We start from the raw sequence: 14,125 nt of genomic DNA, 5'->3' as shown, positions 1-14,125 counted from the left end.
ATGTCCACAGCAAAATTCCCCAAGAATTTCCTTTGGGGGGGAGCTATCTCAGCCAATCAAGCTGAGGGAGCATACCGTGAAAGTGGAAAAGGGCTGACCACGGTGGACATGATCCCTTATGGTAGTCATCGGATGCCGGTTAAACTGGGGTTGGAACAACGCTATAGCTTACGTAAGGATGAATATTACCCCAGTCACCAATCTATTGATTTTTATCATCACTATAAAGAAGACATCGCACTGTTCGCGGAAATGGGCTTTAGTGTGTTTAGAACGTCCATCGCATGGAGTCGGCTTTATCCTAATGGTGATGAGTTGGCGCCTAATGCTGAAGGCATTGCTTTCTATCGTGATCTGTTTAATGAGTGTAAGAAATACAATATTGAGCCACTCGTTACTTTATGCCATTTCGATGTTCCCATGCACTTGGTGACTGAGTATGGTTCATGGCGTAACCGAAAAATGGTGGATTTTTTTAGCCGCTACGCGCGAACCTGTTTCGAAGAGTTTAATGGCTTAGTAAAGTACTGGCTTACTTTCAATGAAATCAACATTATGCTGCACAGCCCTTTTTCTGCCGCAGGGCTTGTTTTCAAGGCTGATGAAGATCCTGAACAGGTTAAATATCAAGCAGCTCATCATGTGTTAGTGGCCAGCGCTTTAGCGACATGTATTGCGCATGAAGTTAATCCTGAAAACCAAGTTGGCTGTATGTTAGCTGGAGGGGGATTTTATCCTTGGTCATGTCGTCCTGATGATGTATGGGCGGCACTGAATAAAGATCGCGAGAACCTCTTTTTCACGGATATACAGGTACGTGGATATTATCCAGCTTATGCGACTCGCTTATTTAAAGAGAAGAACATTTCGCTTGTTGTAGAGCCAGAAGATGAAGCGATTCTCACCAATACCGTCGATTTTGTCTCTTTTAGTTACTACACTTCCCGTTGCACTTCCGCAGAAATGAACGAGCAGAATAGCAGCGAAGCCAACGTCGTTAAGTCCTTGAAAAACCCCTATATCAAGGTTAGTGATTGGGGATGGGGTATCGATCCCTTGGGCTTACGTATCACGATGAATATGATGTATGACCGTTATCAAAAACCACTTTTTTTAGTCGAAAATGGGTTCGGTGCAAAAGATGAAGTGACGGAAGACGGGGAAATTAATGATGATTATCGGATTAGCTACTTACGTAGCCATATTCGTGCTATGGCTGAGGCTATTGGGGATGGTATTCCGGTAATCGGCTACACAGCATGGTCTTGTATTGATTTGGTTGCTGCGTCCACTGGGGAATTAAGTAAACGCTATGGCTTTATTTATGTTGATCTTGACGATCAAGGTAGGGGAACACGTGAACGAAAGAAAAAAAAATCCTTCTACTGGTATCAAAAAGTCATCGCGAGTCATGGGGAGGATCTGGAATAACAGAATCCCCTAGTTCAGTGTTTAACTAGGGGCTATTAAAACGGTGAAAACGTTCTAGTGTAGCCAAAAAAGTCATTTATGACCGTTACAGAGAAATAGGGCAATTCATGATGGCCTCATTTCGGTGAATTACCTTGAAGCGATGGTTGTTGATCAAAGTTATCGTCGCCAAGGAATTGCGCGAGTTTGATTCTGTATACCCATGAAATCATGGAGGCATGTTACCAGCGAGGAATGTTATCCGCTTCAAAGGAAGGGAAAACGCTCTCTCATTCAGTTGGCTGGAAGGTAGAAAGCGGCATTGTTTGAACGACAACAGTCACTCTATTGAAGAAGTGGGTGGAGTAATGATGGGATGGTCAGTGAATGATAATATGATTGGCTAGTGTTTGCGGGTTATTCTAACTATTTCGTCAACAACCAAATAGCCATCCTTATTTAGGATGGCTATTTGAGTTAGCTCATTAATGACTGTGCTCCTGTTGCGGCAAGGCAGATGCCGGAAGCCCAAATATCTTGTCAAAGGCCCAATTAAAAAAGAATGTGTAGATAGGGATAAAAATAATTAAAGCAAAATCCAATATCAGAGCTTGTAACAAGCTAATTGATAGCCACCAAGCAATCAATGGAATTAGAAAGATCACCAAGGTTAATTGAAATAAAACCGCATGGGCAAACCGGCGGCGAAATGTGCGAATTCGGGATTTCTGTTTGGATTCCCAATATTCAAAAGCGACATTGAAAATAAAGTTCCAACTAACGGCGATGGTGGTTATTACCAAAGCCAATGGCCCAGTTGTACCCGCTGAATTCCCCGAAAGAAATGCGAGTGCTAATGATGAAATCACCCAGCCAATCACTTCATAGGCGGTGATAAAAACAATTTTACGCTTAATACCTTGCATGTTTTATCTCATTTACTGTGTCGTCAGGTCTGGTAAATTAAATCAAGATTGATGATAATAAAAGTCAGCTACTATCAATATTATTGAAAGGTTAGAGATGCCATTTAACAGTGATAATTTAATGATCTTTTTAACGGTATTAGAAAAAGGATCTTTTTCAGCAGCGGCAAGGGCATTACACCGTGTGCCGTCCGCGGTGAGTATGGCTATCGCCAATTTAGAGGCGGAGTTGGGCTTTTTGCTGTTTGAAAGGCATACAAGGGAGCCTAAACCAACCGAAAAAGCGCTGGCCTTAGCACCTTATGCACGTAATATTGTGGATAATCTATGGCAGTTGAATGTATTTTCTCGCGAGTTGACTCAAGGGGTAGAAAGTACGTTAACGATTGGAATTGCGGAAGGAATTAACCCTGATTTATTATTTGATGCGCTAAAAATATTGAGTCAGCGCTACCCATTAATGCATGTGGAATTAATGACCGCGCCTCAAGATGATATTTTACCTTTATTGCATCAAAATCATATTCAATTAGCCATTGCATTTGGTAGTATATCGGTCAATTCACAAGAGCAGTTTCACTGTATTGGCTATGAGTCTTTAGTCGCAACCATCTCATCAAAACATCCATCAATTGGGCATTCAGCTTCCTTATATATGGAAGATCTCGTGCAAACTCGTCAAATAATTATTACTAGTTTTCAGCATCAGCTCAGCGATATTCGTGCTGTAGTTGCGACTAATTATTGGCGAACAGATAATTTTTCAATGGCATTGGGATTAGTTGAAGCTGGAATGGGATGGGGAAATTTACCCCTCTCTTTAATTAAAGATAAATTACAGCAGGGTTCACTGAAACGATTAGAGTTTAAAAATACGCCGAATGGTTTAGAGCTACCGATACATATTGTTTGCTTGAAAGGTCAGGTGTTAAAGCGTGGTGCACAGGAATGTATTGAATTATTAAAGGCAAATAATCAATTAATGCAATCTTCCCGTGTTTGAAAACGGTTCTAATGTAGAGAATACTTTTATGTCACTAAACATTATTGGTTTATTCTTTTTAACGGCGTTAGCTGAGATTGCAGGTTGCTATTTCCCGTATTTATGGATGAAAAAGCAAGGTGGTGCATGGTTACTTTTGCCTGCTGCACTATGTTTAATGTTGTTTGTTTGGTTGCTGACACTCCATCCTGAAGCAAGTGGGCGAATTTATGCAACATATGGGGGGATCTATATTGCAACTGCATTGATATGGTTGCGTATAGTCGATGGTGTATCATTAAACACAACGGACTGGGTGGGGGCTGTAGTAGTATTTATTGGTGCTGGTATTATTATTAGTGGTTGGAAATAGCGTTTAATTTTAAATTAATATAATTAGTTAACGCTTATTAATGAAAAGGGATTTTTGTTTTTAGTTGGATGATTATTTGAATTAAAGTAAAATTACGTATTCCTAAAGTTAAATTTAATAATAATGATAAATAGCGCGTTATTTGGTTTAAGTTTTATTTTTGTTTGGTCTTGTGGTTTTTATATTTTGATCTGAATTGTATTTTTGCAATTTATAAATTTATCGTTAATTGATCTGTATCAATATTTAAAATAGCTACTCTATTGGTAGTATATTTAATTGGAGATTAACTACTCAGTTAATATTAATTTACCTTTTATTTTCACATTCATTGATTTTAGGCAATATATAATTATCATACGCTGATATTCTGCGACCGACTTATACCCATTTTGTTTCAAGTTGCTTAGTGTTGGACTGCACCGATTAATTCGAGTTATAGAATTTATCTTTGTCTCGAAATAGCGTTGTTAGCCACCTATCGCATGCTTGGATTATTTAGGGTAATGACAATAAATATAAAGAGGGAAGCAATGAACGTCAGTCGCAGAAAGTTTTTTAAAATCTGTGCCGGCGGGATGGCAGGTACTACTGTAGCAGCGTTAGGTTTTATGCCAGCAACGGCAATGGCCAATGTACGTGAATATAAATTACTACGGTCTAAAGAGACTCGTAATACTTGTACTTACTGTTCTGTAGGGTGTGGATTATTAATCTATAGCATGGGCGATGGTGCCATGAATGCTAAATCCGCTATTTTCCATGTTGAAGGAGATCCGGATCATCCTGTTAACCGTGGAGCTTTATGTCCTAAAGGGGCGGGCCTACTTGATTACATCCATAGTGAAAATCGACTACGTTATCCTGAATATCGCGCACCAGGCTCTGATAAATGGCAGCGTATAAGTTGGGATGAAGCTTTCACCCGTATTGCTCGGTTAATGAAAGATGACCGAGACGCAAATTTCATCGAAAAAAATGAACAAGGAACAACGGTAAATCGTTGGTTATCGACAGGGATGCTTTGTGCATCCGCGGCGAGCAACGAAACCGGTATGTTAACTCAGAAATTTGCACGCTCCCTCGGGATGTTAGCGGTTGATAACCAAGCGCGTGTCTGACACGGACCAACGGTAGCAAGTCTTGCTCCAACATTTGGTCGCGGTGCGATGACCAACCACTGGGTTGATATCAAAAATGCTAATGTCGTCGTTGTGATGGGCGGAAATGCTGCGGAAGCACATCCTGTTGGATTCCGCTGGGCAATTGAAGCGAAAAATAACAACGATGCCACACTGATTGTCATTGATCCACGTTTTACGCGTACGGCATCAGTGGCTGATCACTATGTGCCTATTCGCTCAGGTACTGACATTACCTTCTTGTCTGGGGTACTACTGTATCTGATAGAAAATAACAAAATTAATAAAGAGTACGTACAACACTATACCAATGCGGCACTCTTGGTAAGGGATGATTTCAGCTTTGAAGATGGTCTATTTAGTGGTTATAACGCGGAAAAACGCGCTTATGATAAGACCACGTGGAACTATCAATTTGATGAAAATGGTCATGCGTTGCGTGATGACTCTTTACAACATCCTCGTTGTGTATGGAATTTGCTCAAACAGCACGTTTCTCGTTATACACCCGAAATCGTCGAACAAATTTGTGGTACACCAAAAGATGACTTTTTAAAAGTCTGCGAAATTTTGGCTTCAACCAGCGCTGCCGATAGAACAACAACGTTCTTATATGCGTTAGGTTGGACTCAACATACTGTTGGTGCACAAAATATTCGTACTATGGCGATGATCCAATTGCTGCTCGGCAATATGGGTATGGCTGGTGGTGGGGTGAATGCGCTGCGTGGTCACTCAAATATTCAAGGGCTGACGGATCTCGGTTTGTTATCAACAAGTCTACCGGGATATCTCACTTTGCCTTCTGAAAAAATGGTGACAGTAGACAGCTATTTAGCTGCTAATACACCAAAAGCAACGTTGCCAAATCAGGTTAACTATTGGAGTAACTATCCAAAATTCTTTGTCAGTTTGATGAAGTCTTTCTATGGTGATGCTGCGCAAAAAGATAATCAATGGGGCTATGATTGGTTGCCAAAATGGGATCAGGCTTATGATGTCATGAAGTATTTTGACATGATGAGTAAAGATCAAGTTAATGGCTATATTTGCCAAGGTTTTAACCCTGTTGCATCGTTCCCGGACAAGAACAAAGTAGTTAGCTGCTTAAGTAAATTGAAGTACTTAGTTATTGTTGACCCTTTGGTGACGGAAACGGCTAATTTCTGGCAAAACCATGGTGAGATGAATGACGTTGATACGGCATCTATCCAAACTGAAGTGTTCCGTTTGCCATCAACCTGTTTCGCCGAAGAAGATGGTTCGATTGCTAACTCAGGCCGTTGGTTGCAATGGCACTGGAAGGCAGCAGACGCACCGGGTGAAGCACGTAATGACGGCCAGATCTTAACCGGTATTTTATATAAAATCCGCGAGCTTTATGAGCAAGAAGGCGGGAAAGGTCGTGATCAATTAATGCAGATGCGTTGGGATTACAAACGCCAATTCCATCCTGAATCAGAAGAAGTTGCGAAAGAGAACAATGGCGTTGCATTGGTCGATTTGTATGACGCTGACGGTAATTTGCAAGCCAAAAAAGGTGAACTGCTTAGCTCGTTCGCGCTGTTACGCGATGACGGCTCTACGGCCTCGTCTTGCTGGATTTATACTGGTTGCTGGACCGAAAAAGGGAACCAGATGGCAAACCGTGATAACAGTGACCCATCAGGACTCGGAAATACATTAGGTTGGGCGTGGGCATGGCCACTGAATCGCCGCGTGATTTATAACCGTGCATCTTGTGATACACAAGGTAAGCCATGGGATAAAAAACGGATGTTGATCGAGTGGAATGGGAAAAAATGGGTCGGTAATGATATTCCTGACTTTAATGCTTCGGCACCTGAAGTCGGTACTGGGCCATTTATCATGCAACCTGAAGGTTTAGGCCGTCTATTTGCAATTGATAAAATGGCGGAAGGGCCATTCCCTGAACATTATGAGCCGTTTGAAACCCCATTAGGTACGAACCCGCTACATCCAAATGTCGTTTCTAACCCAGCGGCACGTATTTTTGAGGACGATAAAAAGCGCCTTGGAAACCATGAGCAGTTCCCTTATGTCGGAACGACTTACCGCTTAACGGAGCATTTCCATACGTGGACGAAGCATGCGCGTTTAAATGCGATTGTGCAGCCTGAACAATTCGTTGAGATCAGTGAAACCTTGGCGAAGGCAAAAGGTATCGCAAATGGCGATAGAGTCAAAGTGAGCAGTCAACGTGGCTTCATTAAAGCAGTAGCCGTTGTGACACAGCGCTTACAAACGTTGATGGTCGATGGTAAACCGATAGAAACGGTTGGGGTACCGATCCACTGGGGCTTTGAAGGTGCAACGCAAAAAGGCTTCATTACGAATACGTTAACACCATCCGTTGGTGACGCAAACTCTCAGACACCTGAGTATAAAGCGTTTTTGGTTAATATAGAGAAGGCGTAAGGGAGGGAACGAATGCAATCTCAAGACATTATTAAACGTTCCGCGACCAACAGTATTACGCCTCCACCACAAGCGCGTGATGACAAGTTTGAAGTTGCGAAACTCATTGATGTAACGTCCTGTATTGGTTGTAAAGCCTGTCAGGTGGCGTGTTCGGAATGGAACGACATTCGTGATGAGGTCGGCCATTGTGTGGGGGTTTATGACAACCCTCTGGATTTGAGCGCTAAGTCATGGACAGTGATGCGTTTTAGCGAAACGACTGAAAATGGCAAGTTAGAATGGCTTATCCGTAAAGATGGCTGTATGCACTGTACGGATCCTGGTTGTTTAAAATCTTGCCCTTCAGCAGGCGCTATTATCCAATATGCAAATGGTATTGTGGATTTCCAATCTGAGCACTGTATCGGTTGTGGTTATTGTATTGCGGGATGCCCATTTAATATTCCTCGTTTAAACCCGAAAGATAATCGAGTTTATAAATGTACTTTGTGTGTGGATAGAGTCGCGGTAGGCCAAGAGCCAGCCTGTGTGAAAACCTGCCCAACAGGGGCTATTCATTTCGGTACTAAAAAAGAGATGTTGGAATATGCCTCTGAGCGTGTCGATAAACTACAAAAACGTGGTTTTAAAAACGCAGGGATCTACGACCCTAAAGGCGTGGGCGGTACACATGTGATGTATGTACTCCAACATGCGGATAATCCAGAGTTATATCATGGGTTACCAAAGGATCCACAAATTGATACACCGATTAACTTGTGGAAGGCAGTCTTGAAACCACTTTCAGTAGTCGGCTTTATTGCCACTTTTGCAGGGTTGATTTTCCACTATGTTGGAGTTGGCCCTAATAAAGAAGTGGATGATGAAGAGGAGGAAGATGGTCATGAGTAAAAAGAGCAAAATGATTGTTCGGACAAAGTTTATTGACCGAGCATGCCACTGGACCGTGGTTATCTGCTTCTTTTTAGTTGCTTTGTCTGGGATAGCGCTCTTTTTCCCAACATTGCAATGGTTGACTGAAACCTTTGGTACACCACAAATGGGGCGGATCCTACATCCATTCTTTGGCGTATTAATCTTTGTGGTGTTGATGTTTATGTTTTTCCGTTTTGTAAAACATAACATTCCAGATAAACAAGATTTACCTTGGATCAAGAACATTGTGGAGGTTCTTAAAGGTAACGAACACCATGTTGCAGATGTAGGCAAATATAACGCAGGACAAAAAATGATGTTCTGGAGCATCATGAGTATGATTTTTGTACTCTTAGCAACAGGGATCATTATCTGGCGTCCATATTTTGCGCATTTATTCCCAATGTGGTTAGTACGCTGGAGTTTATTTATCCATGCGGCGGCGGCAATCATCTTAATTCACGCTATTCTGATCCATATGTATATGGCATTTTGGGTTAAAGGCTCGATTAAGGGGATGATTGAAGGGAAAGTCAGTCGTCGTTGGGCGAAAAAACATCACCCTCGTTGGTATCGAGAAATTGAAGCAAAAGAGGCGGAAACGGAAAAAAACAAATCGTAACGCTTTCCATTTTTAATTCAAAGCCACTGCAATAATGCGGTGGCTTTTTTTTGGCGATTTTTTTGTTAGTGTTAATGGTTCGTGCATATGCAGAGGAAAAAAACATGCGGGCTGACCAATATATTGCTTACTGTTCCGTTCGAGCATTAAAACGAGAAAAAGACCGTTCATTATTACGTAAAATGTCTTATGTGAAATATTGGGTTTTATGTAACCAACAAGGCGCAGAAGTTATCCGAGAAATTCAGGTGGATGATTTTATCGAACAGTTACGCCGTTATTTAAATATAACAAGAAACAGCCAATACTATTTTAATCAACAGCAACAAATCGTCATCACTTGCGATAAGCCTACTTCAATAGTTTTAACTTTAGAATGGGCAGATGAAAGTGCCATATTTGTTGAATCAGTATCAGAGCAATCTCTGTCATCATTGCAAAATGAAGGGAATAACTTGCAGGCATTTTTGCTGACGCTGCAAAAAATTGAACAATTAGCTGAACAAATCGGTGAAACAGGATTTGCTGCTATTTTTAAATCGCAAGCAGAAAAACTCCAAAAGCCAGTTGAAGATAATGAGATGCTTTGTGAACGATTATTTGATGTGGCATGTGGCGCTTGGGTATTCGGTGGTATGGGGTCATGGAATGATTCATCCCCATTTTTAGCTTATGAAAAAGGGTTAGAAGCAGAATATGATAGGTTAACCAATGAACTGTATCACCATATAAACCTTGCGCTTCGTTATTCAGCAAATCAATGTGCGTGTGACCCATTGAACTGAAACAGCACTTTTTCTGAAAAACAAACATAAAAAGCAGCATAGCTTAGAACAGCGACTTCAATTATCGGAGCGAAGTCAGCGACATACATTAACAATCACTTGCAAACAACAATAAAAGAGTACGACTATGAGTATTGAATCTGTTAGACGCTTTATGGCTCAACATGCGCCGGATATCGACATTATTGAAACCGATGGCGTGACGGCTACCGTTGAGCAAGCTGCCATCGTTCATAATGTTGAGCCTAACCAAATAGCGAAAACCTTATCATTGAAAGTGAAAAATGAGGTTGTGCTTGTGGTTTGTGCTGGAGAAGCTCGATTAGATAACCAAAAGGTTAAACAGGCTTTAGGCTCGAAAGCGAGAATGCTCAGAGCCGATGAGGTGGTAGAGCTAACCAGTCACCCTGTTGGGGGTGTTTGTCCATTTGGTTTGCCTTCCGAACTCCCTGTATATTGCGATATTTCATTGCAACAATACAGTGAGGTACTGCCTGCTGCTGGCTCTGTAAACAGTGCGCTGAGAATATCGCCTCAACGGATGCTCGAGCTGACCAAAGGTGCTTGGATAGATATTTGCCAATAGTTGTATCGATTTACAAATAAGGGTTTTGTAGGCGATATAACACATGTTCTTGTAGCCAATGGCCTTCAGGGAGTGCTGGATGAGCGAAGTTTTCAGCCTCCTTGGTCATCCCTAATTTTTTCATCACGCCTTCAGAAGGGGTATTGGCGACCGCAGTGAATGCGACAATTTCTTTTAGTTTAAGTTGATTAAAAGCGAATTGGATAACAGTCTTGGCCGCCTCTGTTGTATAGCCTTGCCGCCAATATTGCGGAAGTAATCGCCATGCGATTTCTGTGCAAGGGGAGCAAGGAAGCGGATATTCTGGAATATTTAATCCAACAAACCCAATCAGTGAATGGTTCGATTTTAATTCAACGGCCCATATGCCCCATCCTCCTTGGGTGGCAAATCGTTCCATAATCGTGTCCATCATTTGATCACTTTGTGATTTATTTAATACCGAAGGGAAGTAGCGCATTACCTCCGGTGAACTATTCATATCAAAAAAACGCTCTTTATCTTGTTCGGCCCAGCGTCTTAAACGTAAGCGAGGCGTTTCAAGTTCTATGATTGACATGTGAAACCTTGTATTATTTTGTGGTTAATTGCATGTGGAGAATGGGGAAGGGGTTGCCTTCACCATCCGTTTCAGAACGAGCAAATTGTGTAAACCCCATATGTTGGTAGAAACCAACAGCCTGTGGATTCTGCTCATTGACATCAACTTCATTAATGCCCAACTCTTTTATGGCAAAATTGAGGAGTTGTTTACCTATTCCTTTACCCCGATGAGCCGCTGAAATAAATAACATTTCAAGTTTATGTTGATCAACGCCAATAAACCCACTTATTTGGTTATTTTCATCTATTGAGACATAAGTTGCCAATTGGGGAAGATATTGTTCACGGATTGCCACTTTTAACGTCTGTAATATATTTTCAGGTAAAAAATCGTGCGTTGCTCTGACGGATGACTCCCAAACAGCCATAATTTGCTGGTATTGTGCAGGAGTAGCAGGTTGAATACCCATGAATGATGCCTTTAGCCCAATGTCGTTTCTTTGAGTGTATTGATTAATATGCCGTAGCGCAATTTTAAAATAGCTTTCATAGAAATAGCGTATTTATCCTTAATTGAGGGAAAAACAGCAGGCCAAGTCTATTTTTGAGATATTAATCGCAGAAAAAAAAGTCAGTTACTTCATTATAACGGAATGTTAATTTTATAGAAAAATAATCATAATGGGATTGTTTTTATAGAATATTAACGGCAGGAATCATAACGATAATATACAACAACAAAATGGTAGGGAGCTTTCGATGAAATATAAAGTTTTAACAGTTTGTTTATCAGCCGCATTGCTTACCCCAATGACTCCAGTACTTGCAAATACCGATAATGTCGAAAATATGCAACTTGACCAAGTTTTATTATTAAGTCGTCATAATTTGCGCACACCGATTGTGAATACGGGGATCTTAACCGAAGTTACCGATAAAAAATGGCCAGCTTGGGATGCGCAAAGTGGCTATTTAACAACAAAAGGTGGTGCACTAGAAGTGTATATGGGGCACTACTTTAGAGAATGGATTGAGCAAAATAAATTAGTTCCCGATGAATTATGCCCAACGGGTAATGAAGATCTTTTCGTTTACACGAATAGCTTACAAAGAACCATTGCAACGGCTCAATTTTTCACTGCGGGCGCATTTCCTGGGTGCACAGTGAAGATCCACCACCAACCTGAAATAGGTAAGATGGATCCTGTTTTTAATCCAATCATTACTAACGATAGCCCTGAGTTTAAACAAAAAGCATTATTAGCCATGGAGGAGCATTTAAAGGGCCTCAACCTTAAACCTGGTTATGATGAATTGGATACCGTGCTCGACATTAAAAATTCGGAGAAATGTAAGACCGATAAACTCTGCGAGCTTTCATCGCAAACAAACAGTTTTATTATTGAAGCGAATAAAGAACCGGGGGTTGTTGGCTCACTTAAAATAGCGAACTCGGCAGTAGATGCTATCTATTTGCAATACTATGAGGGTTTTCCTGAATCACAAGTGGCTTGGGGTATGGTCAACACGGATGATAAATGGACTAAATTAAATACCCTTAAAAATGGTTATCAGGAAACGCTATTTTCCCCCAAATTGATTGCGAAGAATGTGGCTCACCCATTATTAAATTATATCAATAAGGGCTTTGTTTCCGCTGATAAAGGTGAGACTGCTAAATTTATTATGTTGGTTGGGCATGACTCAAATATTGCTTCCTTAATGTCAGCAATGGATTTCAAACCTTATAAACTACCTGATCAATATGAATATACGCCTATTGGTGGAAAATTGGTCTTCCAACGTTGGCATGATAAGAGCGATAAGAAAGACTATGTTAAAGTGGAGTATGTATATCAAACAGCAGAGCAACTTAGAAATAATAGTTACCTGTCTTTAGATACGCCACCAAAACATGTCACGCTAGAAATGAAAAATTGCCCAATAGATAAAAATGGATACTGCTCTTGGGAAGATTTCCAAAAAGTGATGAAATCAGCATTAGATCAATCAAACTAAAATAGCCTCTATTTATTGCCCGTGGCCTTGCGGGCAATAAATATCATCTGTATATATACTTTATATTTCGCATGTTAAAACTCACGGAATGGACCCCAGTGTGTGTGTTAGCATTTGTTTTTTACACAAGATAAATCGATAAAACTGGACAAAATGAATATCCAATTACAACGTTTAAGTCAAATTAACTGTCATGACATCATCGCATTAAATACTCACCCGCTTGTATTAGCGCATATGCCGCTAGGTGATAATCAATTTGATGAGACTTTTTGCAAGGAATGGGTCAAACAGAAAGAGCAACACTGGCAAACACATGGCTTTGGTGTGTGGGCATTAATTTTTGATGGCGTATTTGGCGGCTGGGGTGGTTTTCAAGATGAAAATGGAGACGCAGATTTAGCGTTAGTGCTTCATCCAGATTACTGGGGATACGGTAAAAATATTGCTAAAAAAATAGTTGAGCAAGCGGCGGCTCAACTGTCATTAACGTCGATAACTATCCACCTCCCATTAAGTCGAAAAAAACTGGGCGCAATTAGGCGCTATGGTTTTATCGAAGAGGGAGAGGTGGATTTTGATGGGGTGGCTTTTAAGCGTTTTCGATTGAAACTATCATCGTTAATGAAGAAAAAACCCTGCTAAAAAGCAGGGCGTGAAAGCCACGAAAATGTTTATGAGCCTTCAATTTAACTGATAATCTTGTGTAATAGTCTTATAAATTGTGTGTATTTATTATCTCTTGATATCATCGTAAAAAGATGATCTTGATGAGTTTAAAGGCTGAATATTTTATTAAAAAATCTATTTTTTGCTATCGCATTTTTATTATCGAACGACTAAAACTGAAGTTTTTGCATAGCGTACGACAGATGCTGCATTAGACCCTAACAGGTATGTTGACATACTTGGATGGCGAGAGCCGATTAAAATGAGATCTGCATTGATTTCCTCAGCGATAGCCAAGATTTCATCTTTCACGGAGCCGACAGAAGAGGTGACGTGGATCTTATTTTCTGGGATAGAGAAGCGTTTAACTTTCTCTTTTAATTCATCGAGAATCACTTCGGCTTGCTTTTCTTCGTCAGGGAAATCACTAGGAAGAATGGTTCCACCATAGCGCAAATAGTTAGAAATAGGTGCTGTGACAGCAAGGAAATGAACTTCAGCGTCATTTAATTTCTGAATTGCATTAACATGGGGTATGACGAGATCAGTCAGTGCATCTTCGCTAACGTCGATCGGAACTAAAATAGTTTTGTACATAAATCCTCCTTTTTATCTTTTATTTTATAAGTTTAGAACATTTCAAAGCATATTGAAATTAATCATTAATATTTTAAATGTAATTAGCTATTTTGGTTAAAAATGAAAGGGGAT

At 40.6% G+C, this 14,125-nt stretch carries 14 protein-coding genes; 10 read left to right on the top strand and 4 right to left on the bottom strand.

All coding sequences use genetic code 11. The features are described 5' to 3' along the window. Complete coding sequence (locus M1E93_RS13035) at window positions 1-1,431, top strand: 6-phospho-beta-glucosidase (RefSeq protein ID WP_141173473.1); 1,431 nt, start codon at window positions 1-3, stop codon at window positions 1,429-1,431. Between the two features lie 464 nt (window positions 1,432-1,895). On the opposite strand, the gene M1E93_RS13030 is transcribed toward M1E93_RS13035, so the two are convergent. Further along, on the bottom strand, window positions 1,896-2,336 hold the full coding sequence (locus M1E93_RS13030; RefSeq protein WP_004918323.1) for a PACE efflux transporter: 441 nt from the start codon (window positions 2,334-2,336) through the stop codon (window positions 1,896-1,898). Between the two features lie 97 nt (window positions 2,337-2,433). Here M1E93_RS13030 and M1E93_RS13025 point away from each other — a divergent pair, with 97 nt between their 5' ends. The 7 genes from M1E93_RS13025 to M1E93_RS12995 all read left to right on the top strand — a co-directional run bounded on the left by M1E93_RS13025 (window position 2,434) and on the right by M1E93_RS12995 (window position 10,183). After that, on the top strand, window positions 2,434-3,339 hold the full coding sequence (locus M1E93_RS13025) for a LysR family transcriptional regulator (protein WP_426206986.1): 906 nt from the start codon (window positions 2,434-2,436) through the stop codon (window positions 3,337-3,339). Window positions 3,340-3,367: 28 nt separating this feature from the next. Further along, on the top strand, window positions 3,368-3,691 hold the full coding sequence (locus M1E93_RS13020; protein WP_014657996.1) for a YnfA family protein: 324 nt from the start codon (window positions 3,368-3,370) through the stop codon (window positions 3,689-3,691). Between the two features lie 533 nt (window positions 3,692-4,224). Next, the gene (fdnG, locus tag M1E93_RS13015; RefSeq protein ID WP_102780659.1) at window positions 4,225-7,272 is read left to right on the top strand and encodes a formate dehydrogenase-N subunit alpha; all 3,048 of its coding nucleotides are present in this window, start codon (window positions 4,225-4,227) and stop codon (window positions 7,270-7,272) included. Window positions 7,273-7,284: 12 nt separating this feature from the next. After that, window positions 7,285-8,166: a formate dehydrogenase subunit beta gene (fdxH, locus tag M1E93_RS13010; protein WP_004918334.1), complete on the top strand. Its 882-nt coding sequence runs from the start codon at window positions 7,285-7,287 to the stop codon at window positions 8,164-8,166. Further along, window positions 8,159-8,812, top strand: coding sequence for a formate dehydrogenase-N subunit gamma (fdnI, locus tag M1E93_RS13005; protein ID WP_004918336.1), 654 nt, complete (start codon window positions 8,159-8,161; stop codon window positions 8,810-8,812). Before fdxH ends, fdnI begins: the two co-directional genes overlap by 8 nt. 104 nt (window positions 8,813-8,916) lie before the next feature. After that, window positions 8,917-9,597, top strand: coding sequence for a hypothetical protein (locus M1E93_RS13000; RefSeq protein WP_036943684.1), 681 nt, complete (start codon window positions 8,917-8,919; stop codon window positions 9,595-9,597). A gap of 127 nt (window positions 9,598-9,724) precedes the next feature. Then, on the top strand, window positions 9,725-10,183 hold the full coding sequence (locus tag M1E93_RS12995; RefSeq protein WP_036943686.1) for a YbaK/EbsC family protein: 459 nt from the start codon (window positions 9,725-9,727) through the stop codon (window positions 10,181-10,183). 10 nt (window positions 10,184-10,193) lie between these two features. On the opposite strand, the gene M1E93_RS12990 is transcribed toward M1E93_RS12995, so the two are convergent. Both M1E93_RS12990 and M1E93_RS12985 read right to left on the bottom strand, forming a co-directional pair. Continuing rightward, window positions 10,194-10,742 carry a GNAT family N-acetyltransferase gene (locus tag M1E93_RS12990; protein ID WP_080998005.1) on the bottom strand — a complete coding sequence of 183 codons (549 nt, stop codon included), beginning with the start codon at window positions 10,740-10,742 and terminating at the stop codon, window positions 10,194-10,196. A gap of 13 nt (window positions 10,743-10,755) precedes the next feature. Next, window positions 10,756-11,196, bottom strand: a complete 441-nt coding sequence (locus tag M1E93_RS12985) for a GNAT family N-acetyltransferase (protein WP_004918344.1) — start codon at window positions 11,194-11,196, stop codon at window positions 10,756-10,758. Between the two features lie 289 nt (window positions 11,197-11,485). Between M1E93_RS12985 and agp the strand changes: the two genes are divergently transcribed. Together agp and M1E93_RS12975 are read left to right on the top strand one after the other, a co-directional pair. Continuing rightward, on the top strand, window positions 11,486-12,745 hold the full coding sequence (agp, locus tag M1E93_RS12980) for a bifunctional glucose-1-phosphatase/inositol phosphatase (RefSeq protein WP_104873374.1): 1,260 nt from the start codon (window positions 11,486-11,488) through the stop codon (window positions 12,743-12,745). Between the two features lie 153 nt (window positions 12,746-12,898). Beyond that, complete coding sequence (locus M1E93_RS12975) at window positions 12,899-13,390, top strand: GNAT family N-acetyltransferase (protein WP_104873375.1); 492 nt, start codon at window positions 12,899-12,901, stop codon at window positions 13,388-13,390. Between the two features lie 183 nt (window positions 13,391-13,573). Here M1E93_RS12975 and M1E93_RS12970 read toward each other — a convergent pair whose 3' ends face one another. Further along, the gene (locus M1E93_RS12970) at window positions 13,574-14,011 is read right to left on the bottom strand and encodes a universal stress protein (RefSeq protein WP_004918350.1); all 438 of its coding nucleotides are present in this window, start codon (window positions 14,009-14,011) and stop codon (window positions 13,574-13,576) included. Between the last annotated feature and the right edge of the window lie 114 nt (window positions 14,012-14,125).

This window comes from Providencia sp. PROV272 (assembly GCF_049901975.1).
Taxonomy (GTDB): domain Bacteria; phylum Pseudomonadota; class Gammaproteobacteria; order Enterobacterales; family Enterobacteriaceae; genus Providencia; species Providencia stuartii.
This window is presented reverse-complemented; position numbering and strand designations above follow the sequence as displayed.